This window comes from Plantibacter sp. CFBP 8804 (genome assembly GCF_014841225.1).
GTDB lineage: Bacteria > Actinomycetota > Actinomycetes > Actinomycetales > Microbacteriaceae > Plantibacter > Plantibacter auratus.
In genome coordinates this window covers 149,916-174,025 of the sequence record NZ_JACYTU010000001.1, presented here as the reverse complement: position 1 = coordinate 174,025, position 24,110 = coordinate 149,916, and the positions used below count along the sequence as shown (strand labels likewise).

The following is a 24,110-nucleotide window of genomic DNA, read 5'->3' as shown; positions in this document are numbered from 1 at the left end:
GTGCTGAGTGTGCACGACCTCGAGATCCGCGTGGGGGCACGCGTGCTCATGGAGCACGTGAACTTCCGTGTGTCCGCCGGCGACAAGATCGGCCTCGTCGGCCGTAACGGTGCCGGTAAGACGACCCTGACCAAGACGCTGGCGGGGGAGACCCTCCCGACGAACGGCAAGATCGATCGCGGTGGCGAGATCGGGTACCTGCCGCAGGACCCGCGCTCCGGCAACCCGGAGGACCTCGCCCGCACCCGCATCCTCGATGCGCGCGGTCTCGGCCAGCTCGCGCTCGGCATGCACGAGTCGAGCATGGCCATGGCGAGCGACGACCCGAAGGTGGCGGAAGCCGCCATGAAGAAGTACGGCAACCTCACCGACCGGTTCAACGCGCTCGGCGGCTACGCCGCAGAGGCCGAGGCGGCCTCCATCGCATCGAACCTGAACCTGCCCGACCGCATCCTCGATCAGCAGCTGAAGACGCTCTCGGGTGGACAGCGCCGCCGCATCGAACTCGCGCGCATCCTCTTCTCCGACGCCGAGACGCTCATCCTCGACGAGCCGACCAACCACCTCGACGCCGACTCCGTCGTCTGGCTGCGTGAGTTCCTCAAGCAGTACAAGGGCGGGTTCATCGTGATCTCGCACGACATCGAGCTCGTCGGCGAGACCGTCAACCGGGTCTTCTACCTCGATGCGAACCGCACCGTCATCGACATCTACAACATGAACTGGAAGAACTACCAGCGTCAGCGCGAAGCCGACGAGGAGCGCCGGAAGAAGGAGCGCACCAACGTCGAGAAGAAGGCGACGGCGCTCCAGCTCCAGGCGGCCAAGTTCGGTGCGAAGGCCAGCAAGGCGGCCGCAGCCCACCAGATGGTGGCTCGCGCCGAACGAATGCTCTCCGGGCTCGAAGAGGTCCGCGCGCAAGACCGCGTGGCCAAGCTGCGGTTCCCGACCCCGGCGCCCTGTGGTCGGACGCCGCTCATGGCGAGCAACCTGTCGAAGAGCTACGGCTCGCTCGAGATCTTCACGGCCGTCGACCTCGCGATCGACCGTGGCTCGAAGGTCGTCATCCTCGGATTCAACGGTGCGGGCAAGACGACCCTGCTGCGGATCCTCGCCGGAGTGGACCAGCCCGACACCGGGCAGCTCGAGCCCGGGCACGGCCTGCGGATCGGCTACTACGCGCAGGAGCACGAGACGATCGACGTGAAGCGCAGCGTGCTGGAGAACATGGTCTCCTCGTCGCCGAACATCACCGAGATGGAAGCGCGCAAGGTCCTCGGCTCGTTCCTGTTCACCGGCGACGACTCCAACAAGCTCGCGGGCGTGCTGTCCGGCGGCGAGAAGACGAGACTCGCTCTCGCGATGATCGTCGTCTCTGGCGCGAACATGCTCCTTCTGGACGAACCGACCAACAACCTCGACCCGGCCAGCCGGCTGGAGATCCTCGACGCGCTCGCCCACTACGAGGGTGCCGTCGTGCTCGTGAGTCACGATGAGGGCGCCGTCGAGGCGCTCAACCCCGAGCGGGTGCTCATCCTGCCCGACGGCGTCGAGGACCACTGGAACAAGGACTACCAGGACCTCGTCAGCCTGGCCTAGCGCCAGCGGGCCAGCGCGCCCGGCCCGTGAGCATCACGGGCCGGGTACGCCCCGTCCGTCGACGGCTCGGGGCAGTCGGGTCAGCGACTCGCTTCGAGGATCTCATCCTCGATGTCGGCGTCAGACCGTGCCTTCGCGGCGAGCCGTTCGGCGCGCGCAGCCGCACGCCGTTGCTCCTTCGGGTCGTCGGAGTTCAGGATGCGGTACTCCTGACGGACGGCATAGGCGAGGAAGATGAAGCCCATCAGCGCGAAGACCACCCATTGCAGCGCATACGAGAGGTGCATCCCCTCGTTCGGCTCGGGCTTGATCGGACCGAGCGGTGCCGCCTCGGCAGGCGCCGGGCTCTCCGAGAGGAGCATGCCGTACGCACCGGAGTAGAGCGTCTCGCCGCGGAGTTCGGCGATCTGCGGGAGGTTGATCGTGGCCACCTGGCCGTCGGCGGCCCCGCGGCCCGGGAGCGTCGGTTCGCCGGGTCGGATGCGGACGACGACCGAGACCTCTCCGCTCGGAGGCGCCGGGACCGACTCGGGTGCTTCGAGTGAATCGTTCGCGGCGACCCAGCCACGGTCGACGATGAACACGTCTCCGTTGGCAAGTCGGAGCGGTGTGAGGACGTTGAAGCCCGCCTGGTTGTTCCGGGGACGGTTCCGGACCAGCAGCTGTTCGTCAGGCAGGTAGGTACCGCTCATCGACACCGGATGCCATTCGTCGGCCACGCTGAAGGAGTCGAGCGACGGTAGCGCTTCGTCGAGCGGGATCGGAGTCGCGTCCCAGTTGGTCTCGATGCGCTGGACCTCCTCCTCCTTCTCGCTCGCCCGGGCGAGCTGCCAGTTGGAGAGGAGGACGCACACGATCGCGAACACGATCGCGACGCCGAGGTAGCCGAGCCAACGGCGGCTGAAGGCGAACCGCCAACCCGCGCTCATGAGCCGACCGCCGACGCCAGCGGACGCCGCTCGAGCGGGAAGGAGCGGGCTTCGAGGAAGGCCTCCAAGAAGTCGACGTGTTCGTCGCAGGCGGTCCAGACCTTCACGCGGTCCTCCGCGTGGATCTTCGGATTGCGCCACTCGATCCGCCAGCTCGCCGCCGCGCGGCAGCCGGCCCGCGAGCACATCACGCCGTCGGGCTCGGCACCGAACCCGATCATGCCTGGTCGGCCGGACGAGGCGGAACCGAGTCGTCGACGATGATCGGCCGCTGGGATACGACGACACCGGTGGGGCGCTCGATGGCCCCCTGTGACGGCAGCGACCCGGCGTTCGCGATGATCACGGCGACGTACGGCAGGAAGATGGCACCGGCTGCGACCGCGAACATCCAACCGCCCTGGACGAACGGGAGCGCAGCGAGGCAAAGCAACCGGACACCCATGGTGATCGAGTACTTGATGAGCCGCTGCCGGCGCTCCTGTTCGGGAGCCGGTGGGAGGGAGGTGATGCTCTGCTGCTTCATGCCATGACCAGCCTACGCGCTCGGCGGGTGGGCGAAGCCCCCAAATCACCGGGAGAAAGGGAGTACCCCCATATGCTGGTACGGGTCCGCGGCCGGAACGCCGCGCGCCCCGACGGCCGCCGCACGAGTCGGCCGGTATCGCCGCAGGAGAGGAATCGACCATGACCGCACCACGCACCGTACTCGTCACCGGAGGCAACCGGGGGATCGGCTTCGCCATCGCCGAGGAGTTCGTCGCGCAGGGTCACCGCGTCGCCGTCACCGCACGATCCGGCGAGGGCCCCGCGGGCACGTTGACGGTCCGCGCGGACGTCACCGACGCCGCCTCCGTCGACGCGGCGTTCACCGAGATCGAGTCGGAGCTCGGGCCGGTCGAGGTGCTCGTCGCGAACGCGGGCATCACGAAGGACACCCTGCTCATGCGGATGAGCGAGGACGACTTCGACCAGGTGGTCGACACGAACCTCGGCGGCTCCTTCCGCGTCGTCAAGCGCGCGTCCAAGGGCATGCTCAAGGCACGCTTCGGGCGCATCGTGCTCATCTCCAGCGTCGTGGGTCTCTACGGGTCCGCCGGACAGGTCAACTACGCGGCCTCGAAGAGCGGCCTCATCGGCATGGCGCGATCCATCACCCGCGAGCTCGGTGCACGTGGGATCACGGCGAACGTGATCGCCCCGGGGTTCATCGAGACCGACATGACCGCCGAACTGCCCGCCGAGACCCAGGCCGAGTACAAGAAGAGCATCCCGGCAGCGCGTTTCGCGAGTGCGAACGAGGTCGCGAAGGTCGTCACGTGGATCGCCGGTGACGACGCGGGCTACATCTCCGGCGCCGTGATCCCGGTCGACGGCGGCCTCGGCATGGGTCACTGACCCGGGCAGCACCCCACAGAGCAGAACCCGACCTCGGGCGCTGACCCCGACGCGCGGATCAGAGCCCGAGGAGCGGGAGGACGCCGGCGAGGTCGACCCGCCCGGCGACGAGGTCGGCCTGGCGGCGGACGATCGGCTTCGCGTTGAACGCGACCGAGAGCCCGGCGACGGCCATCATCTCGAGGTCGTTGGCTCCGTCGCCGATCGCGATCGTCCGTGCCAACGGCACGCCGTCCTCGTCGGCCCACTCCTGCAGTGCGGCCGCCTTCGCCGCCGCGTCGATGATGGGACCGCTGAGGCCTCCCGTCAACCGACCGTCGGCGGTCTCGAGGCGGTTCGCCCGCACATGGTCGAGGCCGAGTGCCTCGGCGAGCGGGTCGAGTAGTTCATGGAACCCGCCCGACACGACACCGATCCGCGACCCGTGCGCATGCAGCCGGCCGATCAGCGTCTCCAGGCCGGCCGTCGTCCGGATCCGTTCGGCGATCACCGGGATCCGGTCGACGGGCAGGCCCGCGAGCGTCGCGACCCGGGCCCGGAGGCTGTCGGCGAAGTCGAGGTCACCGCGCATGGCGCGCTCGGTGATGGCGGCGACCTCCGGGAGGCTGCCGACCTCCTCGGCGAGCAGCTCGATCACCTCGTTCTCGATGAGCGTCGAGTCGGCGTCGAGGACCGCGAGGAACCGGACGCCTCGTCCGGCCTGTGGGGGGAGTGCTGCTTCGGGATCCGCCACTGCCGAACGCTCGGTACTCATGGAACGACGCGTACTCCCTTGCCAACCACGGTGAGACCGGATTCGGTGACGGTGAAGCCGCGAGCGCGGTCACGGTCGTGGTCGACACCGACGCTCGCGCCGGAGGTGACCACCACATCCTTGTCCAGGATAGCCCGCTTGACGACGGCGTCCGGTTCGATGTGGACCTTGTCGAACACGACCGAGTCGGAGACGTGGGCGCCGGATTCCACGAGCGCCCACGGCCCGAGGACACTGCGCTCGATGTGGGCACCGGACAGCAGCGAACCGAGCGAGACGATCGAGTCGATGGTCTGGCCGAGGTTGCCCTTCGCGTCCCGCACGAACTTCGCCGGCGGCGAGTTCAGCTGAGAACTGAAGATCGGCCAGTCGCGGTTGTACAGGTTGAAGATCGGGAGCGTCGAGATGAGGTCCTGGTGGGCCTCATAGAACGACTCGATCGTCCCCACGTCGCGCCAGTAGTAGCGATCGCGATCCGTCGATCCGGGTACATCGTTCCGCTGGAGGTCGTAGACGCCGGCCTCGCCGCGATCGACGAAGTACGGGACGATGTCGCCACCCATGTCATGGTTCGAGCTCGTCACCTCGCCGTCGTCGATGACCGCCTGCATGAGTGCGTCGGCGTCGAAGACGTAGTTGCCCATCGAGGCGAGCACTTCACCGGGGGAGTCGGGCAGGCCCGGCGCGTCGAGCGGCTTCTCGAGGAAGCGGGCGATGGTCGTCGGGTCGTCCGCGTCGACGTCGATGACGCCGAACTGGTCGGCGAGGGAGATGGGCTGACGGATCGCGGCGACCGTCGCCTTCTTGCCCGAGGCGATGTGCGCCTCGATCATCTGCGCGAAGTCCATGCGGTAGACGTGGTCGGCGCCGACGACCACGACGATGTCGGGCTTCTCGTCGCGGATCAGGTTGAGGCTCTGCAGGATCGCGTCGGCGGATCCGCTGAACCAGCGCTTCCCGAGACGCTGCTGCGCCGGCACGGACGCGACATAGGAGTCGAGCAGGCCGGACAACCGCCAGGTCTGCGAGACGTGGCGGTCGAGGCTGTGGGACTTGTACTGGGTGAGGACGACGATCTGGGTGAGTCCGGAGTTGATGAGGTTCGACAGCGCGAAATCGATCAGGCGGTACTGCCCGCCGAACGGTACGGCCGGTTTCGCGCGGTCTGCGGTCAGCGGCATCAACCGCTTCCCTTCCCCACCAGCGAGGACGATTCCGAAGATCTTCTTTGAGGCGGCCATGGCTTCACAATAGATGCCGGACGAGACCTGTACTAGCGTCTAGACATGCGAGTTGATCTTGTGACAAAGGAGTACCCGCCGGAGATCTACGGCGGCGCAGGCGTCCACGTGTCGGAGCTGGTGAAATCCCTCCGCAGCGACATCGACGTGACCGTGCGCTGCTTCGGCGCGCCACGCGACGAGGCCGACACCGTCGCGTACGGTGTCCCGGCCGAGCTCCAGGGGGCGAACGGCGCCCTCACGACACTCGGGACGGACCTCCTGATCGCCCAGGACGTCGCCGGGGCCGACCTCGTGCACTCGCACACCTGGTACGCGAACGGCGCCGGTCACCTCGCGTCACTGCTGCACGGCATCCCGCACGTCGTGACCGCGCACAGTCTGGAACCGCTCCGCCCGTGGAAGGCCGAGCAGCTGGGCGGTGGGTACCGCGTGTCCAGCTGGATCGAGCAGTCCGCCTACGAAGGCGCCGCGGCCGTCGTGGCGGTCAGCGACGGCATGCGTCGCGACATCCTGCGGTCGTACCCGAGCCTCGACCCGGCCAAGGTGCAGGTCATCTATAACGGCATCGACCTGACCGACTGGCAACCACGCGTGGACGACGAGCTGCTGCGGTCCCTCGGTATCGACCCGTCCCGTCCCTCCGTCGTCTTCGTCGGTCGGATCACCCGTCAGAAGGGGCTGCCGTACCTGCTCCGCGCGGCCCGATTGCTGCCACCCGACGTGCAGCTCATCCTGTGCGCCGGCGCTCCCGACACCCCCGAGATCCTCGCCGAGGTCAAGGGGCTCGTCGAGGAGCTGCAGCGCGAGCGCACCGGGGTCGTGTGGATCGAACGACTCCTCCCGCGTCACGAGCTGTGCACCGTCCTCACCGCCGCCACGACCTTCGTGTGCCCATCGATCTACGAGCCGCTCGGCATCGTCAACCTCGAGGCGATGGCCTGCGGTGCCGCCGTGGTCGGGACGGGTACCGGCGGCATCCCGGAGGTCGTGCAGGACGCTGTGACCGGCAGGATCGTCCCGCTCGCGCAGGCGTCCGACGGCACCGGCACCCCGCTCGACCCGGAGCGTTTCGTCGCCGACCTCGCCGCCACCCTCACCGAGGTCGTCCAGGATCCCGCCCAGGCGAGGGCCTACGGGGCCGCTGGTCGCCGACGCGCGGAGTCCGACTTCAGCTGGTCGCGCATCGCCACCCAGACGGCGGAGCTCTACCGCAGCCTGGTCTGAACCACCTGCGGACACCTCGGAGGACGGCGACGCGCGACGAGTCTTGGCGGATAGGCTAGGACCATGCCGAGCGTGTTGCAGTTCTCCGATGTGTCCGTCGTCCGTAATCTCAACCCCATCCTCGATGGCGTCGACTGGACGGTGACGGGCGACCAGCGATGGATCGTCCTCGGCCCGAACGGCGCCGGCAAGACGACGCTCCTGCAGCTCGCGGCCACGCTCATCCACCCCTCGAAGGGCACGGTCTCCGTGCTCGACGAGACGCTCGGCCGGGTCGACGTCTTCGAACTGCGCCCACGCATCGGCTTCGCGTCCTCCGCCCTCGCGAAGCGGGTGCCGCCGGAGGAGACCGTCCTGGACGTCGTGCTCACGGCGGCCTACTCGGTCACCGGGCGCTGGGTCGAGCAGTACGAGGACATCGACGTGAAGCGCGCGTCGCGGGTCCTCGCCGAATGGAAGCTCGACCACCTCGCCGACCGCCGCTTCGGCACACTGAGCGACGGCGAGCAGAAGCGCGTGCAGATCGCGCGGGCCATCATGACCGACCCCGAACTCCTCCTGCTCGACGAGCCGGCCGCGAGCCTCGACCTCGGCACACGCGAGGAGCTCGTCGAGCTGCTCGGCGGCTACGCGAGCGCCGACGACTCACCGGCGATCATCATGGTGACCCACCACGTCGAGGAGATCCCCGTCGGCTTCACCCACGTCCTGCTCGTTCGCGACGGCGGCATCGTCGCCGCCGGCCCGATCGCCGAGACACTCACGGCCGAGCACCTCAGCGAGACCTTCGACCTCCCGATCGAACTGACCGAGGAGGACGGCCGGTTCCACGCCCGCTCGGCCCGCGCCGGACGCTCGGCCGTCGCTCCCTCCTGACCGCCATGCTCGGCGAGTCGTCCTCGGCTGGCGAGCAGACGCGCGCCGAGTCTGGTAAAGTCGACCTTTGGCTCGCGGAGCCAAGAGCTTTCTGCCTCGTGCCTGGAGTTCCGAGCGCGGGTACTACCCACACCATCCACTCAACAAGGACTGCTGATGAAATCTGACATCCACCCCACGTACGAAGCCGTCGTCTTCCGCGACCTCGCCTCCGGCGCGACGTTCCTCACGCGCTCGACGGTCTCGTCGGGCAAGACGATCGACCTCGACGGCGTCACCTACCCGGTGATCGACGTGGAGATCTCGTCCGAGTCGCACCCGTTCTACACGGGCAAGCAGCGCATCATGGACTCCGCCGGTCGCGTCGAGAAGTTCAACCAGCGCTTCAAGGGCTTCGGCAAGTAGTCCTTCAGCTGGAATACACGAACGCCCCGATCCTCGGATCGGGGCGTTCGTCGTCGTGCCGAGCCGTACAGCTCAGATGCCGATGGGCAGCTGGTCCGCTGGGACGATGATCGGCGCCTCGGGTCGGGCGGCAGGGCGTCCGGTGCGGATGGGCCAAGCACCGTCGGCGACGAACTCGGGATCGCGCACGCGGCGCATGTAGGACTGGAAGCTCTCCGCCTGCTCGAGCGACCAGGTCCGCTGGGCCTCGTGCAACTCGTCGACGCTCGTCGGCAGGGCGTCGGCATGAAGCCGACCGATGGCTTGAGCGACGCGTCCGGCGGCGACGGCGTCCACCCCCGCGTCATGCGCACCCTCGAGCGGAACGCCGTGTAGGGCGGCGACGACCTCGAGCGTCCGCTTGCCGCGCCGGAAGGTGTCGAGCCGCCGGTCGAGGATCAGCGGGTCGACGACGGGGGACGGGTCGGTGATCGACGTCACCCCGTGTCGCTCCGCCTCGAAGTGCAGGAGGGAGAAATCGTACGGAGCGTTGTAGGCGACCACCGGGGTCCGCGCGGCGAACAGCTCGGTGAGGACGGCGACGATCTCTCCGACGACGGCCGGCGCCGGACGCCCCTCCGCCCGGGCCCGCTCCGTCGTGACGCCGTGGATCTCGGCGGCGCGAGCGGGGATCTCGACCCCGGGATCGGCCATCCACGACCACGAACGTTCGACCGAACCGTCCGCGGTGATGACACCGACGAAGGCGGTCACGATGCGACTCGTCTCCACCTCGATGCCCGTCGTCTCGAGATCGAAGACCGCCAGGCGGTCCGTCCAGTGGGGATTCGCATCGACCGTGTTCACGCCTTCACCCTATGACGCACCTCCGACAGGGTCCTGTGCCACGCCGGGGCGGCACGGTCCGCGTCGTCGGGTGAACGCGGAGCCGGACTGCCTAGACTGAGTGGATGCCCGTCGAATCACCGTACGCCGACCAGCTCGACCGCATCCCCGTCCGGGAGCGCTCGCTCATCGTGGACGGAGCCGAGACCCGGTTCTGGGACTACGGCGACCACGAGGCGTCGACGACGATCGTCATGGTGCACGGGTTCCGGGGCGACCACCACGGCCTCGAACCGGTCGTCGCGCAGCTCTCCGGGTTCCGGATCATCGCTCCGGACCTCCCCGGCTTCGGCAGCTCGGCTCCCTTCCCCGAGGCCACCCACTCCGTCGAGGGGTACGCCGCCTGGCTGGGACGGTTCATCGAGGAACTGCACCTGACCGGCCGTGTCGTCCTGCTCGGGCACTCGTTCGGCTCGATCGTGTCGAGCGCCGCCGTCGCCGGGGGACTCCGACCGGACGACCTCATCCTCGTGAACCCGATCGCCGCCCCGGCGCTCCAGGGCCCTCGAGGTGTCCTGACGAGGCTCGCGGTCTTCTACTACTGGTCGTCCGCGAAGCTCCCGAAACGCCTGGGATTCGCCTTCCTCCGGAACAAGGGTGTCGTGCGCATCATGAGCGTCGCGATGTCGAAGACGAAGGACCCGACGCTCCGTCGGTGGATCCACGCCCAGCACGACCAGTACTTCAGCGCCTTCGCCGACCGGGAGGTCGTCCTCGAGTCATTCACTGCCTCGGTCAGCCACGACGTCAGCGAGTACGCCGACCGGATCCCGAGCCGCACGCTGCTCATCGCCGCCGAGCGTGACGACATCACGCCCGTGGCCGCGCAGTACGCGCTCGCGAAGCGGTTCGCCGACGCGCAGCTGCACGTCATCCCGGGCGTCGGACACCTCATCCACTACGAGGAGCCGCACGACGCGGCGCAGCGCCTCACCGCGTTCCTCGCGGACGACCGCACCGACGCCTGAGGCGTCAGGCGTCGGTCGCCTCCTGCGAGACGACGCTCGTGAAGGCGGACGGGACCAGGCGAGCGGCGATCCCGGTGAGCGTCTCACTGGCACCAGCGTCGAGCTTCACGTCCGCGCGGCCGTCCGCCTTCGTGACGCCGCGGTTGATGACGACGATCGGCAACCGCTTCCGGCGGGCGAGTTCGAGGAGCCGGATCCCCGAGTTGACCACGAGGGAGGAGCCGGCGATCACGAGTGCGTCGGCGCCGCGCACGAGTGCTGCCGCCTCGGCGTACTTCTCCGTCGGGATGAATTCGCCGAAGAAGACCACGTCCGGCTTCAACATGCCACCGCAGACCGTGCACACGGGGACGACGATCTCGTCGACCCGTCCGACCTCGGCATCGCCGTCCGGGTTGATCGTGACGTCCGTCTCGGTGTCGAGCCAGGGGTTCAGGGCCGTCATGCGCTCCGCGATGCTCGACCTGGCGTAACTCTGCCCGCAGGAGAGACAGCTGACGCGGTCCATCGACCCGTGCAGGTCGACGACGCGGCGCGAGCCGGCCCTGACGTGGAGGCCGTCGACGTTCTGCGTGATGACGCCGTCGGCGATGCCGGCCTCTTCGAGGAGTGCGATCGCCCGGTGGCCGGCGTTCGGGCGAGCGCCGTCGAACCGCTTCCACCCGAGGTGACTGCCGGCCCAGTAGCGTTTGCGCGCGGCGTCGTCGTTGGACAGGAACTGGTCGACCGTCATGGGGGTCCGCACCGGAGCGCCCTGGCCCCGGTAGTCGGGGATGCCGGAGTCCGTGCTCACGCCGGCCCCGGTGAGGAAGGCGACACGGCGATCCGCGAGCAGCTCGATCGCCCGTTCGAGCCCGGCCTCGGCCGTCTCGTCAGCGGGATCCCCTGCTGCGATCAGCGTGCTCATGCCTGCTCCGTCCATCCGTCCGCGATGACCGGAGTGCTCCGGGCCATCACTTCCCCTGAGTCTAAACGGCCTCGTTTTCGATCGTGTTCCCACTCTGGCAAGGTGGAGGTCGAACATCGCGTCGAGAGGACGTCTCACATGCAGGTCATCCGGATCACCGATCTCGACGACGGACGACTCGACGACTACGCGCGACTGACGGACGTCGCCCTCCGCCGGGTGTCCGAACCCGCCGGTGGCCTGTACATCGCCGAGTCCACGAAGGTCATGGAACGTGCGCTGCGCGCCGGGCACCGACCGCGATCGGTCCTGCTGCAGGAGAAGTGGCTCGAGGACGTCTCGCCACTCCTCGAGGACCACGACGTCCCGGTCTTCGTCGGCGAGCCCGCACTCCTCGAGCAGCTGACGGGCTTCCACCTGCACCGGGGAGCCCTCGCGGCGATGCACCGCCCACCGCTCGCCGACCCCGCCGAACTCCTCGCCGACGCCCGCCGGGTGGTCATCCTCGAGGACATCGTCGACCACACCAACGTCGGCGCCATCTTCCGCTCCGTCGCCGGCCTCGGTGCCGACGCGGTCCTCATCACCCCGCGCTGCGCCGACCCGCTATACCGCCGAAGCGTCCGCGTCAGCATGGGCACGGTCCTGCAGGTGCCGTGGACCCGCCTGCCGGAATGGGACGTCGCTTCCGGCGTCCTGTGGGATGCCGGCTTCGAGACGGCCGCCTTGGCCTTGGCCGACGATGCCGTGGACCTCGACACCTATGCTCGGACCGCGCCGGAACGACTCGCCATCGTGCTCGGCGCCGAGGGTGACGGTCTGAGCGCCTCGGCCCTCGCCGCCGCCGACACGATCGTGACCATCCCGATGCTCCACGGCGTCGACTCGCTGAACGTCGCGTCGGCCAGTGCCGTCGCCCTCTGGGAGCTCCGGGTCCGCTGACCACGGTCCCACGCTGCCCGAGGACCACCCGGTCGGCGGCACGTCGCGACAGGGTACGCGCAGGAGCGCCGGGTAGCATGACCGGGTGCCACTCACGAGACGACAGATCTACCGCCGCCGCCGTCTCGCCGTCTTCGGTGTCCTCGCCCTCCTCATCGGGGTGTTCGGGTACAGCGCAGGCGCGCTGCTCCGACCGGTGCCGGCCGCGGCTGCGACGCTCGATTCCAGCGACACCCTCACGACCTCGCTCGTCCAGCAGACGACACCGGTCGCCTGGCCCGGATTCGGGCGAGGGGCCATCGGTGCCGTCGGGTTCGACGGCGTCCTGAGTTCGAGTGGCGAGCAGACGCCGTTCCCCATCGCGAGCATCACGAAGACGATCACCTCCCTCGTCGTGCTGGAGGCCAAGCCGCTCGCCGCGGGGGATCAGGGCCCGTCCATCACGCTGACCGACGCCGACGTCGGGTTCTACTACGACACCATCGCGGAGAACGGTTCAGCGGCACCCGTCGTCGCCGGGTCGGTGTTCACCCAGCGGCAGATGCTCGAAGCACTGCTCCTCCCGTCGGCGAACAACTACAGCATCTCCCTCGCCGTCTGGGCCTTCGGTTCGGTCGACGCGTACCTCGACGCGGCGCGCGCCTGGCTCGATGCACGTGGGCTGACGGGCACGACCGTCACGAACACGAGCGGCCTGGGCGAGACGAACGTCAGCACCCCGAGCGACCTCGTGACCATCGGCAAGCTCGTGCTCGCCGACCCGGTGCTCTCGTCGATCGTCAAGGAGCCCACGGCGGTGCTGCCCGCCATCGGCGAGGTCGAGAACACGAACGCCCTCCTCGGCCAGTACGGGGTGACCGGCATGAAGACGGGGACCGACGACGCCTCGGGCGCCTGCCTGCTGTTCTCCGCCGACCTCCAGGTGGCGGGGCGGACGGTGACCGTCGTCGGCGTCATCCTCGGTGCCGACGACCACACCGTGCTCAACGAGGCCGTGGTCTCCCTGTTGCAGAGCGTGCCGGCCGGATTCCACCAGGTCCAGCTCGCCACCGCCGGGCAGTCGGTCGGCTCCTACTCGACCGCGTGGGACCAGGCCGCGAAGGTCGTCGTGGCCTCCGACGCCTCCGTGCTCGTCTGGCAGGACACCCCGATCACGGTCGAGAGCCGCGCCAGAGCCATCGACGCGGGTGCCGCCGGTTCGACGGTCGGGAAGCTCAGCTACACCGTGGGGGCGGGCGCGGAGGGCGGCGCGGCGACGATCGACGTCCCGCTGGCCCTCGACGCGGACGTCGCGCCGGTCACGCCCTGGTGGCGCCTGACCAACCCGTGACCGCAGCAGACGCCGGAGCCCGGGTGATCGGCCGGACGGTCAGACGTCGAGTTCCTGGTCCTGCGCTGCGACCGTGAGGAACGGGCCGGCGAGCGGTCGCTTGGCGGTGATGTGGTCGCCGGACGACTGGTGCCGCACCCGACGGAGCACCCACGGCACGAGGTACTCGCGCGCCCAGGCGAAGTCCTCGGTCCGGGCCTGACGCCAACGCCTGACGGGGAGCGGCTCCGGCTGCAGCGGCTTGAGGTCGTTCTCGACGTTCAGCGCGTGCAGGACGAGGCGGGCGACCTCGTGGTGGCCGAGCGCGTTCAGGTGTAGGCGGTCCGGTGCCCACATCCGCGGATCCTGGATCGCCTGGAGGGCCCACTGGTCGGCGATGATGCAGTCGTGTCGGGCGGCGATGGCCCGCAGGTTCTCGTTGTAGATCGCGACCTTGCCGCGGATGCTCCGGAAGACGGGGGAGAAGCCGACGTCCACGCCGGTGAACAGCACGACCGTCGCTCCGTCGCTCCGGAGTCGGATGATCGCCTGCTCGAGTCGTCTGGCGATGTCGTCGGGGTCGGTGCCGGGCCGGATCACGTCGTTGCCGCCCGCCGAGATCGTGATGAGGTCCGGGTGCAGCTCCAGGGCCGGCTCCACCTGGTCGTCGAGGATCTGCTGAGCGAGCTTGCCGCGCACCGCGAGGTTGGCGTAGGCGAAGTCCGAGTTCTGCGCGGCCAGCACCTCGGCGACGCGATCGGCCCATCCGCGGTGCCCGCCCGGCGCCCCCGGCTCAGGATCGCCGATCCCCTCCGTGAACGAGTCGCCGATGGCGACGTACCGCGACCAGGGATGGTGCTGTTCGGTCATGGGTGGTTCCTCCTGCTGTGCATCCGGAACCTCCAGCGTACGCCCGCCCCTCGGCTGGCGGATCAGTCGCGAGTCGGACATCCGGATGGGTGTCGGGGACGCACACGATGGTCGGCGGTGTCGGTGCGGCCGGGTACAGTGGTCTCCAGTGAACGCGGAAATCTCTTCGACCCAGCACCTGGGCGGGTCCGCAGCCGAACACCTCTCACCGGCCTTCCCGGAACGCGCAGCGTGGGGCACGGCGAGCAAACTTCGAGCCTGGCAGGCCGAGGCGCTCGAGCAGTACTTCACGACCGAACCCCGTGACTTCCTCGCGGCGGCGACACCGGGCGCAGGCAAGACGACGTTCGCGCTGCGGCTCGCCTCCGAACTCCTCCATCGCGGAACGATCGACCGCATCACGGTCGTCGCCCCGACCGATCATCTGAAGCGCCAGTGGGCCGAGGCCGCGAGCCGGGTCGGCATCCGCCTCGACCCGAACTTCGCGAACCGCGATCAGGTCTTCGGCCGCCACTACCACGGTGTCGCGGTCACCTACGCCCAGGTCGCGGCGAACCCGCCCGTGCATCAGCGCACGACCGATTCGGGTCGCACCCTCGTCATCCTCGACGAGGTCCACCACGGCGGCGACGCCCTGAGCTGGGGCGACGGCATCCACGAGGCCTTCTCGCGGGCGACTCGTCGCCTGTCCCTGACCGGGACCCCGTTCCGGTCAGACACGGCACCGATCCCGTTCGTGGTCTACCAGCCGGATCACCAGGGCATCCGGACCTCCGTCACCGACTACAACTACGGGTACGGTCGAGCACTCCAGGACGGGGTCGTCCGTCCGGTGCTCTTCATGGTCTACGCCGGCCACATGCGCTGGCGGACCAAGGCCGGCGACGAGATGGAGGCCCGCCTCGGCGAGGGCAACACGAAGGACATCACCTCCGCGGCCTGGCGCACCGCCCTCGACCCCCAGGGTGACTGGATCCCGGCGGTCCTGAAGTCCGCCGACCTCCGGCTGTCCGAGGTCCGTCAAGCGGTCCCCGACGCCGGCGGACTCGTGATCGCCACCGACCAGACGACCGCGCGAGCCTACGCCGCCATCCTGCACGAGCTGACGGGGGAGCAGCCCACGATCGTCCTCTCCGATGAGAAGGAGGCCAGCGACCGGATCGCCGACTTCTCGGGGAACACCAAGCGCTGGATGGTCGCGGTCCGCATGGTGTCGGAAGGCGTGGACGTCCCACGACTCGCCGTCGGCGTCTACGCGACGTCGTCCGCCACGCCGCTGTTCTTCGCGCAGGCGATCGGGCGATTCGTCCGGGCACGTCGACGCGGCGAGATCGCGAGCATCTTCCTCCCGAACGTGCCGAACCTGATGGCCCTCGCTGAGAAACTCGAGCTCGAACGCGACCACGCACTCGACCGCCCGAGCGACCCGGACGCGGAGGGCGACCTCTTCAACCCGGAGGACGCGATGATGGCGGCCGCGGAGCGCGAGGACAAGGCTTCCGACTCACTCCTCGAGGAGTTCACCTGGCAGGCCGTCTCCTCGGACGCGCACTTCGACCGGGTGGTGTTCGACGGCGACGAGTTCGGCGAGCTCGCCCAGCCGGGCACCGAGGAGGAGTTCGACTTCATCGGGTTCCCCGGGCTCCTCGAGCCTGAACAGGTGCACGAGCTGCTCGTGCAGCGCCAGAGCCGCCAGGCCAAGCGCGGGGCGTTCGTCGACAAGAACGCCGCCTCGCCGAGTCCGCAGGCGGACATCCCCGCTCCGCTCTACCGCACCCTCAAGGAGCAGCGCCAGGTGCTCAACACCCTGGTCGGCCTCTACGCCAAGCACACGAAGGAGCCGCACGGACTCGTGCACGCCGAACTGCGACGCGTCTGCGGCGGCCCCGCCGTGGCACAGGCGAGCGTGACGCAGCTGCAGTCGCGCATCGACCTGCTCCGTCGGCGCCTGGGCCACGGGCACTGAGGACAGCGCTTCTTCTCGCGCGCGCGTTCTCCTGCATCGCGGTCAGCCCGCCGGAGCTGCCCTTCGACAGGCTCAGGGACCGGCGGTGCAGGCTCAGGGACCGGGGGAGGTGCGCCGCTTCTCGCTCTGGCCGAAGAGGATCTCGGGTGTCGGCGTCTCGTGGAGTCCGGCGGGAAAACAAGAACGGCCGGAGCTTTCGCTCCGGCCGTTCGCCGTCTCAACACGGTGTGCGCGAAGGGGGACTTGAACCCCCACGCCCGTAAGGGCACTAGCACCTCAAGCTAGCGCGTCTGCCATTTCCGCCACCCGCGCGTGTTGTGATCGTGTCCGGCTTTCGCTGGGCACGAGAAGAAACTCTAGCACGGATTTCGACAGCCGTTCACCACCTCGTACCGTCAGAGGAACTTCCCGCTGCCCTCCGGCCGTGCGTCGACCGTGCAATCGGGGGAGAGGTGCAGCGGTCAGGGCCGACGGGTACCGTGGAGCCATGACCTCCGGCTCAGACGCATCCGACCTCACGCTCGACGAGACCACGCGGATCGCGCGGGACCTCATCCGCATGGACACGACGAACTACGGTGAGGGCCGCTCCAACGGCGAGACGGAGGCGGCCGAGTACGTCGAGGCGTACCTCCGCGACCTCGGACTGGAGCCGGAGCTGATCGACGCCGCTCCGGGCCGGACGAGCGTGGTCGCACGGGTCACCGGCGCGAACCCCGAGAAGCCTGCGCTCGTCGTGCACGGGCACCTCGACGTGGTGCCCGCCGACCCCGCGAACTGGTCGGTGGACCCCTTCGGCGGCGAGATCAAGGACGGCCTGCTGTGGGGACGCGGGGCCGTCGACATGAAGAACATGGACGCGATGATCCTCGCGTCGCTCCGCGAGATCCTCGGCAGCGGCCGTCGCCCGGAACGCGACCTCGTGATCGCGATGTTCTCGGACGAGGAGAACGGCGGCGTGTTCGGCTCGCACCACCTCGTGACGGAACGACCGGAGCTCTTCGCCGGCGCGACCGAGGCGATCAGCGAGGTCGGCGGGTACTCGATCACGTTCGGCGGACGCCGCTCCTACCTCCTCCAGACCTCGGAGAAGGCCCTCGTCTGGATCAAACTGGTCGCGACCGGACGAGCGGCCCACGGATCCCGCTACGTGCAGGACAACGCCGTCACCCGCCTCGCGGAAGCGGTCGCGGCCATCGGACGCACCGAGTGGCCCGTCCGACTCACCGACACCACCGAGCAGCTGCTCCGGGAGATCGCCACCATCCTCGGGACCACGCCCGAACGGCTCGGCCCGGACGAGCTCGCCCTCGCGACGGGTACCGCCTCCGGCTTCATCCAGGCCTCGCTCCGCACGACAAGCAACCCGACCCTGCTGCAGGCCGGATACAAGCACAACGTGATCCCCGATCGCGCCGAGGCGCTCGTCGACATCCGCACCCTGCCCGGCGAGGAGGACGCCGTGCTCGCGCGCGTCGCCGAGATCGTCGGTGAGGACATCGAGATCGTCGTCATGCACCGCGACATCGGCCTCGAGACACCGTTCTCGGGTCCGCTCGTCGACGCGGTCGTCGAGACCCTCGGGCGCCATGACCCCGGCGCCCCGGTGCTCCCGTACATGCTCTCCGGTGGTACCGACAACAAGGCGCTGTCGCTCCTCGGCATCACCGGGTACGGCTTCGCTCCGCTGCGCCTGCCGGAACACCTGGACTTCCCCGCGATGTTCCACGGAGTCGACGAGCGCGTGCCGCTCGACGCGCTAGGGTTTGGCAGGCAGGTCCTCACGGACCTCCTCCTCGACTACTGACTTCCCACGGTCCGTCTCCGCGCCCTCCGAGCCGCGAGACGCTCCAGGAGCCGCCCCGCCGACGACTGCCGGATCCGGCCGAACACCAGCCATCCGGCTGCAGAAAGGTGCCCTGTGGACCTCATCAACGCCATCATCCTCGGACTCGTCCAGGGACTCACCGAGTTCCTGCCGATCTCGTCGAGCGCACACCTGCGCATCCTCGGCGAGTTCCTCCCGGGGGCGAAGGACCCTGGCGCGGCGTTCACCGCGATCACCCAGATCGGTACCGAGGCCGCCGTCGTGGTGTTCTTCTGGCGCGACATCGTCCGCATCATCTCCTCCTGGTGCAAGGCCCTCGTCGGCAAGATCCCGAGGGATGACGCCGACGCCCGGATGGGGTGGCTGATCATCATCGGCAGCGTCCCCATCGTCGTGCTCGGCCTGTTGTTCCAGGACGAGATCGAGACGACCTTCCGCTCACTGTGGATCGTCGCGATCATGCTCATCGTGTTCGGCATCCTGCTCGGTGTCGCCGACGCCGTCGGAGCGAAGAAGCGACGACTGAAGAGCCTGACCTACCGCGACGGCGCGATCTTCGGAGGCGCCCAGGCCCTCGCCCTCATCCCCGGTGTCTCCCGCTCCGGTGGCACGATCACGGCGGGACTGTTCATGGGCTACGAGCGCCGTGCTGCGGCGCGGTACGCCTTCCTGCTCGCGATCCCCGCGGTGTTCGGCAGCGGCTTCTACCAGGTCTTCAAGAGCATCGGCGAGCCGAGCCCGTACGGACCGGTCGAGACGCTCGTGGCCACCGTCATCGCCTTCGTCGTCGGCCTCGCGGTCATCGCCTTCTTCATGAGCTACATCTCGAAGCGCAGCTTCTTGCCCTTCGTCGTCTATCGCATCGTGCTCGGCGTCGTCCTGCTGGTGCTGCTCGGCACGGGCGTGATCAACGCGTGAGGGCCTGGTCCGCCCCGGTCGTCCCGCAGCTGCCCGGCTCCGGCACGGCCCCGTGTCTCTGGGACACCCCGAGCGCCGGGCTCATCGAGGCCTCCGCCGAACGCACGGCGCGGTTGTACGTCTGCGGCATCACGCCGTACGACGCGACCCACCTCGGCCACGCGTCGAGCTACCTCGCCTACGACACCCTGCAGCGCGTCTGGCTGGACGCCGGCTACGAGGTGCACTACGCCCAGAACGTCACCGATGTGGACGACCCGCTGCTCGAGCGGGCCACCGCGACCGGCGTCGACTGGGTCGAACTCGCAGCGAGCCAGGTCGAACTCTTCCGGAGCGACATGGAACGCCTCAGCATCCTTCCCCCCGAGGACTACGTCGCGGTCACCGAGGTCATCGGACCGATCGCCGACGCCGTCGCGCTACTCATCGAGCGCGGTGTCGCCTACACGGTCGCCACCCCGGACAGTGCCGCCGGAGACGACGTCTACTTCGACGTGCGCGCCGCGGCCGACGACGTCTGGCACCTCGGTGCGGAGAGCGGGCTCGACGAGGCGACGATGGCCGCGTTCTTCGCCGAGCGCGGGGGAGACCCCGACCGCGCCGGGAAACGCGACGCCTTCGATCCACTGCTCTGGCGGGCGGCGCGCGACGGCGAGCCGAGCTGGGAGTCACCCGTCGGCCAAGGACGCCCCGGTTGGCACATCGAGTGCTCGGTCATCGCCCTCCAGCACCTCGGATCCGACTTCACGGTCCAGGGTGGCGGCTCCGACCTCGTCTTCCCGCACCACGATCTGAGTGCCGGGCACGCCGCAGCGCTGTCCGGTCGCCCGCTCGCCAAGGTGTTCAGCCACGCCGGCATGGTCGCCTACGAGGGCACGAAGATGTCGAAGTCCCTCGGCAACCTCGTCCTCGTCTCACGCTTGGCCGCCGACGGAGCAGACCCCTCGGCCATCCGACTCGCGATCCTCGCGAACCACTACCGCAACGACTGGGAGTGGCACGACGAGCACCTCGTCCTGGCCGATCGTCGGCTCGGGACCTGGCGTTCGGCCTTCGCGACGGACGCCGCGAGTGGAGCGTCCGCCGTCGAGCTGCTGCAGGCGATGCGGGTCCGACTGGCGGACGACCTCGACACCCCTGGTGCCATCGCACTCGTCGACGCCGCAGCGACGACCGGCGTCGACGACGCCGACCTCGCGCGGTCGGCCGTCGACGCGCTCCTCGGCGTTCGCTGAGCAGGACGGCGGCTCACCGGAGTCGCGCGACAGCGAAGGGACCGGGTTACTCGCGGTCCTTCCGCCAGGGCTCGTCGCCCTTGCCCTCGTCCCGACGGAGGTACCGCTCGAACTCCTTGGCGATGGCCTCGCCGCTCGCCTCGGGCGACTCGACGGTGTCGCGCGCCTGCTCCAGCTGCTGGATGTAGGCGGCCATGTCCTCGTCTTCGGCGGCGAGCGTGTCGATCCCGCTCTGCCACTCGCCGGACTCCTCGACGAGGGCTCCGCGGGGGATGACGACGTCGATGAGCTCCTCGAGCTTGTCGATCAGCGCCAGGACGGCTTTCGGGGAGGGCGCGCTGTGCACGTAGTGGGGGACCGAGGCCCAGACCGACAGACTCTGGACGCCCTGCCGCTCGGCGGCGTCGGCCAGCACACTGAGGATGCCGACCGGCCCCTCGTAGGTGCTGCGCTCGAGCTGCAGGGCCTGCCGCAACTCCGCGTTCTCGCTCGACGCGAAGACCGAGATGGGTCGCGTATGCGGCACGTCGGCGAGCATCGCACCGAGCATCACCATGCCGGTGATGCGCTGCTCGGTGATCACGGCGAGGATCTCGTCGACGAATGCCTTCCAGCCGCGTGAGGGCTCGGCACCGAGCAACACGTAGACGTTGTCGCCGCCGCCCTCGCTGACCCGGAGCGCGGCGTCCTCCGCCAGGGGGGTCGCAGGCTTCGCCGCTTCGGGGTCGGGCCCCGAGATCGTGGTACCGGGCCAGGTCAGGGACCGTTTGCCGTCCTCGTCGACGCCGACCGTCGGCCGGTTGAACTGGTAGTCGTAGTAGGGCTCCGGGTCGATCTCGAGCAGCGGGCGGAGGGCGAGCGAGTCGCGAAGCACGCGCACCGCGCCGCTCGCCGCCTCGCCGGCATCGTTCCAACCCTCGAACGCCACGACGAGCAGGCGACCGCCCAGCGGCTCCTTGGTGTCTTCCGTCACGTCTCACTCCTCGGTGCACGGGGACCTTCCGCGACCATCCATCCAGGATAGGCGCTTCACCACCCGGTAGCATGGCACCCCGTGACCACTCTCCTCCCTGCCGCAGTCCTCTGGGACATGGACGGCACCGTCGTCGACACCGAGCCCTACTGGATGGAGGCCGAGACCGAGCTGGTCGCGGCCCACGGTGGCACCTGGACCCATGAGGACGGCCTCCTGCTCGTCGGGAACGGCCTCTGGGACTCGGCCGCAGTGCTCCAAGGCCGCGGGGTCGCGCTGGACGCGGACACGATCGTCGCCCACCTCACGGACCACGTGCGGCGCCTCATCCAGGAACGCGGCGTCCCGTTCCGTCCCGGCGCCCAGGAGCTGCTCCACGAGCTCCGGGAGGCCGGCGTGCCGACCGCACTCGTCACCATGTCGATCCGGTCCATGGCCGAGGACATCGCGAGCGGCATCCCGTTCGACGCGTTCGACCTCATCGTCGCCGGCGACGAGGTCGAGCAGCCCAAGCCCCACCCGGACCCCTACCTGAGGGCCGCCGAGGCACTCGGTGTCGACCCGCGCGAGTGCATCGCGATCGAGGACTCCGCCACCGGTCTCGCGTCCGCGCTCGCGGCTGGGACCATCGCCGTGTCGGTCCCGCACATCGTGCCGATCCCCGAGGGCCCGCACCACACCACCTGGGACACCCTCGCCGGGCGCTCCGTCGCCGACCTCGCCGAGCTGCGCTCGACCGCGAGCGGCTCCACCCACCACCCCGAGACAGAGGCAGCACAGCGATGAGCGCGAACCACCAGCCGGCGAACAGCGGGCCCTTCCGCGAGGGCGACCGCGTCCAGCTGACCGGACCGAAGGGGCGGAAGAACACCATCACGCTGGAGGCCGGTAAGGTCTTCCACACCCACCGCGGGATGATCGAGCACACCACGATCATCGGCCTGCCGGACGGCAGCGTCGTCGCCAACACCGAGGGCATCGAGCACCTCGCACTCCGGCCGCTGCTGGTCGACTTCGTGATGTCGATGCCTCGCGGTGCCGCCATCATCTACCCGAAGGACGCGGCCGAGATCATCGGCCAGGCGGACATCTTCCCCGGCGCGACGGTCGTCGAGGCCGGTGTCGGTTCCGGCGCGCTCTCCCTCTGGCTCCTCCGGGCCATCGGACCGTCGGGCAGGTTGGCCTCCTTCGAGCGTCGGGACGAGTTCGCCGACGTCGCCCGCGGCAACGTCGCGACCTTCTTCGGCTACGACCCGCAGAACTGGTCGGTCACGGTCGGCGACCTCCAGGAGACCCTGCCCGACACGATGCCCGCCGAATCCGTCGACCGCGTGGTGCTCGACATGCTCGCACCGTGGGAGTGCCTCGACGTCGCCTGGGAGGCGCTGAAGCCCGGCGGCGTGATCCTCTGCTACGTCGCCACCGTCACCCAGCTGTCCCGGGTCGCCGAGGCGATCCGAGGGACGGGCGGCTTCACGAACCCGCAGTCGAACGAGACGATGATGCGCGGGTGGCACGTCGAGGGGCTCGCCGTGCGACCGGACCACCGGATGATCGGACACACGGGCTTCCTCATCACCGCACGGAAGCTCGCGCCCGGTACGGTCCTGCCCGAGCTGAAGCGACGCGCCTCGAAGAGCGACTTCAGCGCCGAGGACGTCGAGCTGTGGACGCCGGGCGCCCTCGGGGAACGCTCCGCGAGCGCGAAGATCCTGCGGAAGCGCGCCAGGAGCGCCGGGGCGAGCGCCGAGCTCTCCCGGGCGCGGGGCCTCGACGGCGAGAATGCGGGGCCCGACGAGTCGATCGAACCGTCCGCCGCTGAGCCGCCTCTCGGCGACGATCGTTGACCCCGGTCCACGTCGACTAAACTGTGCGACGGCGACCTGCCGTCCCACCCGTACCACCGAAACGAGGATCCGTGCGCACTGCACCAGCTCTCATCGCCGCAGCAGGCCTCCTGCTCGTCTCCCTCACCGGGTGCACCGCGCCGGGCTCGTCCTCGTGCGACACCGCGGCGTCCGCCGGCGACGCGACGAAGCTCATCAGCGTGTCGGGTGACTTCGGCGCCACCCCGAAGGTGGAGCTCCCGAAGCCGCTGTACACGAAGACGACGGAGCGCCAGGTCGTGATCCAGGGCGACGGTCAGCAGGTCTCGGCCGACGGCACCGTCAACCTCAACCTGATGCTCCTCAACGGACGCACGGGCGACGTCCTGCAGCAGACGGACTTCAACGGGCCCGCGAGCACCCTCATCGCCCTGTCCGGAAGCCTCCCCGGCTTCGCGAAGGCGTTCGCCTGCACGACGGTCGGATCCCGTGTCGTCGCGGCGATCTCACCCGAGGACGCGTTCGGCCCGAGCGGTGGCAGCGAGGCGAACGGCATCAAGAAGGACGACGCGATCATCCTCGTCGCCGACATCCAGGGTGCGGCGCTGCCCAAGGCCGACGGTGCCGAGCGCCCGATCCCGTCAGGGTTCCCCTCCGTCGTGACCGCTCCGAGTGGTCAGCCCGGCATCACCATCCCGGCGGCCCCAGCACCGACCGAGACGAAGCACACCCTGTCCCGCGTCGGCGACGGTGCCACGGTCAAGGCCGGCGACCAGGTCATCGTCAACTACACCGGCGTGCTGTGGGATCAGAAGAGCGTCTTCGACAGCAGCTGGGAGAAGGGCCAGCCCCTCGTCTTCCAGGCCGACGGCGGTCAGATGATCAAGGCCTTCAACGACGCGGTCGTCGGCCAGCAGGTCGGCTCGCAGATCATCCTCGTGGTGGCGCCGAAGGATGGCTACGGCGAGCAGGGTTCGGGCAGCGTCCCGGCCGGCGCCACGCTCGTGTTCGTCATCGACGTGCTCGGCACGCAGCGCGCGGCGCAGTAACCGAC

The 24,110-nt window shown here is 69.3% G+C and carries 24 protein-coding genes and 1 tRNA gene; 15 read left to right on the top strand and 10 right to left on the bottom strand.

Annotation, left to right across the window (positions count from 1 at the left end):
• A complete protein-coding gene (abc-f, locus tag IFU11_RS00840; protein ID WP_056005615.1) occupies positions 1-1,599 on the top strand; it encodes a ribosomal protection-like ABC-F family protein in 1,599 nt (532 codons plus the stop codon).
• A gap of 80 nt (positions 1,600-1,679) precedes the next feature.
• Here the strand turns inward: abc-f and IFU11_RS00835 are convergent, their stop codons facing one another.
• Genes IFU11_RS00835 through IFU11_RS00825 form a run of 3 tightly spaced genes read right to left on the bottom strand, consistent with a single transcriptional unit; the run spans position 1,680 to position 3,054 of the window.
• Positions 1,680-2,528 carry an SURF1 family cytochrome oxidase biogenesis protein gene (locus tag IFU11_RS00835; protein WP_192017929.1) on the bottom strand — a complete coding sequence of 283 codons (849 nt, stop codon included), beginning with the start codon at positions 2,526-2,528 and terminating at the stop codon, positions 1,680-1,682.
• Entirely contained in the window at positions 2,525-2,749 is a 225-nt protein-coding gene (locus IFU11_RS00830; RefSeq protein WP_192017928.1) for a hypothetical protein, read from the bottom strand. Before IFU11_RS00830 ends, IFU11_RS00835 begins: the two co-directional genes overlap by 4 nt.
• A complete protein-coding gene (locus tag IFU11_RS00825) occupies positions 2,746-3,054 on the bottom strand; it encodes a DUF3099 domain-containing protein (RefSeq protein WP_086473255.1) in 309 nt (102 codons plus the stop codon). The genes IFU11_RS00830 and IFU11_RS00825 overlap by 4 nt, the downstream gene beginning before the upstream one ends.
• A gap of 161 nt (positions 3,055-3,215) precedes the next feature.
• Between IFU11_RS00825 and fabG the strand changes: the two genes are divergently transcribed.
• Complete coding sequence (gene fabG, locus IFU11_RS00820) at positions 3,216-3,926, top strand: 3-oxoacyl-ACP reductase FabG (protein ID WP_079705970.1); 711 nt, start codon at positions 3,216-3,218, stop codon at positions 3,924-3,926.
• Positions 3,927-3,984: 58 nt separating this feature from the next.
• On the opposite strand, the gene serB is transcribed toward fabG, so the two are convergent.
• Together serB and IFU11_RS00810 are read right to left on the bottom strand one after the other, a co-directional pair.
• Positions 3,985-4,680, bottom strand: a complete 696-nt coding sequence (serB, locus tag IFU11_RS00815) for a phosphoserine phosphatase SerB (protein WP_192017927.1) — start codon at positions 4,678-4,680, stop codon at positions 3,985-3,987.
• A complete protein-coding gene (locus IFU11_RS00810) occupies positions 4,677-5,921 on the bottom strand; it encodes a glucose-1-phosphate adenylyltransferase (protein WP_064296946.1) in 1,245 nt (414 codons plus the stop codon). The genes serB and IFU11_RS00810 overlap by 4 nt, the downstream gene beginning before the upstream one ends.
• Before the next feature lie 45 nt (positions 5,922-5,966).
• Between IFU11_RS00810 and glgA the strand changes: the two genes are divergently transcribed.
• From glgA to IFU11_RS00795, 3 genes are all read left to right on the top strand, one after another.
• Positions 5,967-7,148, top strand: a complete 1,182-nt coding sequence (glgA, locus tag IFU11_RS00805; RefSeq protein ID WP_192017926.1) for a glycogen synthase — start codon at positions 5,967-5,969, stop codon at positions 7,146-7,148.
• 63 nt (positions 7,149-7,211) lie between these two features.
• Positions 7,212-8,024: an ABC transporter ATP-binding protein gene (locus tag IFU11_RS00800; RefSeq protein WP_159878845.1), complete on the top strand. Its 813-nt coding sequence runs from the start codon at positions 7,212-7,214 to the stop codon at positions 8,022-8,024.
• Positions 8,025-8,180: 156 nt separating this feature from the next.
• A complete protein-coding gene (locus IFU11_RS00795; protein ID WP_056005588.1) occupies positions 8,181-8,429 on the top strand; it encodes a type B 50S ribosomal protein L31 in 249 nt (82 codons plus the stop codon).
• A gap of 72 nt (positions 8,430-8,501) precedes the next feature.
• Here the strand turns inward: IFU11_RS00795 and IFU11_RS00790 are convergent, their stop codons facing one another.
• On the bottom strand, positions 8,502-9,275 hold the full coding sequence (locus IFU11_RS00790; RefSeq protein WP_137241651.1) for a 3'-5' exonuclease: 774 nt from the start codon (positions 9,273-9,275) through the stop codon (positions 8,502-8,504).
• A gap of 104 nt (positions 9,276-9,379) precedes the next feature.
• On the opposite strand from IFU11_RS00790, the gene IFU11_RS00785 reads away from it, so the two are divergent.
• Complete coding sequence (locus tag IFU11_RS00785; protein WP_137241650.1) at positions 9,380-10,282, top strand: alpha/beta fold hydrolase; 903 nt, start codon at positions 9,380-9,382, stop codon at positions 10,280-10,282.
• A gap of 4 nt (positions 10,283-10,286) precedes the next feature.
• Here IFU11_RS00785 and IFU11_RS00780 read toward each other — a convergent pair whose 3' ends face one another.
• Positions 10,287-11,189 carry a Sir2 family NAD-dependent protein deacetylase gene (locus IFU11_RS00780; protein ID WP_085510927.1) on the bottom strand — a complete coding sequence of 301 codons (903 nt, stop codon included), beginning with the start codon at positions 11,187-11,189 and terminating at the stop codon, positions 10,287-10,289.
• 138 nt (positions 11,190-11,327) lie between these two features.
• On the opposite strand from IFU11_RS00780, the gene IFU11_RS00775 reads away from it, so the two are divergent.
• A complete protein-coding gene (locus IFU11_RS00775) occupies positions 11,328-12,131 on the top strand; it encodes a TrmH family RNA methyltransferase (RefSeq protein ID WP_137241649.1) in 804 nt (267 codons plus the stop codon).
• Positions 12,132-12,216: 85 nt separating this feature from the next.
• Positions 12,217-13,461 (top strand): D-alanyl-D-alanine carboxypeptidase family protein, encoded by a 1,245-nt coding sequence (locus IFU11_RS00770; protein WP_192017925.1) that lies wholly within the window; start codon positions 12,217-12,219, stop codon positions 13,459-13,461.
• 39 nt (positions 13,462-13,500) lie between these two features.
• Here the strand turns inward: IFU11_RS00770 and IFU11_RS00765 are convergent, their stop codons facing one another.
• Entirely contained in the window at positions 13,501-14,310 is an 810-nt protein-coding gene (locus IFU11_RS00765) for an SGNH/GDSL hydrolase family protein (RefSeq protein ID WP_079705978.1), read from the bottom strand.
• A 148-nt stretch (positions 14,311-14,458) separates the two neighbouring features.
• On the opposite strand from IFU11_RS00765, the gene IFU11_RS00760 reads away from it, so the two are divergent.
• Complete coding sequence (locus tag IFU11_RS00760; RefSeq protein ID WP_240043850.1) at positions 14,459-16,276, top strand: DEAD/DEAH box helicase; 1,818 nt, start codon at positions 14,459-14,461, stop codon at positions 16,274-16,276.
• Between the two features lie 228 nt (positions 16,277-16,504).
• Here IFU11_RS00760 and IFU11_RS00755 read toward each other — a convergent pair.
• A tRNA-Leu gene (locus IFU11_RS00755) sits at positions 16,505-16,588 on the bottom strand.
• Positions 16,589-16,763: 175 nt separating this feature from the next.
• On the opposite strand from IFU11_RS00755, the gene IFU11_RS00750 reads away from it, so the two are divergent.
• The 3 genes from IFU11_RS00750 (at position 16,764) to mshC (ending at position 20,257) form a co-directional block, all read left to right on the top strand.
• On the top strand, positions 16,764-18,083 hold the full coding sequence (locus tag IFU11_RS00750; protein ID WP_124769377.1) for a M20/M25/M40 family metallo-hydrolase: 1,320 nt from the start codon (positions 16,764-16,766) through the stop codon (positions 18,081-18,083).
• Positions 18,084-18,197: 114 nt separating this feature from the next.
• On the top strand, positions 18,198-19,022 hold the full coding sequence (locus IFU11_RS00745; protein ID WP_079705981.1) for an undecaprenyl-diphosphate phosphatase: 825 nt from the start codon (positions 18,198-18,200) through the stop codon (positions 19,020-19,022).
• Positions 19,019-20,257: a cysteine--1-D-myo-inosityl 2-amino-2-deoxy-alpha-D-glucopyranoside ligase gene (mshC, locus tag IFU11_RS00740; RefSeq protein WP_192017924.1), complete on the top strand. Its 1,239-nt coding sequence runs from the start codon at positions 19,019-19,021 to the stop codon at positions 20,255-20,257. The genes IFU11_RS00745 and mshC overlap by 4 nt, the downstream gene beginning before the upstream one ends.
• A 46-nt stretch (positions 20,258-20,303) precedes the next feature.
• Here mshC and IFU11_RS00735 read toward each other — a convergent pair whose 3' ends face one another.
• Positions 20,304-21,230 carry a PAC2 family protein gene (locus IFU11_RS00735; RefSeq protein ID WP_064296958.1) on the bottom strand — a complete coding sequence of 309 codons (927 nt, stop codon included), beginning with the start codon at positions 21,228-21,230 and terminating at the stop codon, positions 20,304-20,306.
• Between the two features lie 81 nt (positions 21,231-21,311).
• Between IFU11_RS00735 and IFU11_RS00730 the strand changes: the two genes are divergently transcribed.
• The 3 genes from IFU11_RS00730 (at position 21,312) to IFU11_RS00720 (ending at position 24,105) form a co-directional block, all read left to right on the top strand.
• Positions 21,312-22,016, top strand: a complete 705-nt coding sequence (locus IFU11_RS00730; RefSeq protein WP_274499963.1) for an HAD family hydrolase — start codon at positions 21,312-21,314, stop codon at positions 22,014-22,016.
• Positions 22,013-23,077, top strand: a complete 1,065-nt coding sequence (locus tag IFU11_RS00725) for a tRNA (adenine-N1)-methyltransferase (RefSeq protein ID WP_192017923.1) — start codon at positions 22,013-22,015, stop codon at positions 23,075-23,077. Before IFU11_RS00730 ends, IFU11_RS00725 begins: the two co-directional genes overlap by 4 nt.
• Before the next feature lie 71 nt (positions 23,078-23,148).
• A complete protein-coding gene (locus tag IFU11_RS00720) occupies positions 23,149-24,105 on the top strand; it encodes an FKBP-type peptidyl-prolyl cis-trans isomerase (RefSeq protein WP_192017922.1) in 957 nt (318 codons plus the stop codon).
• Positions 24,106-24,110 lie beyond the last annotated feature (5 nt).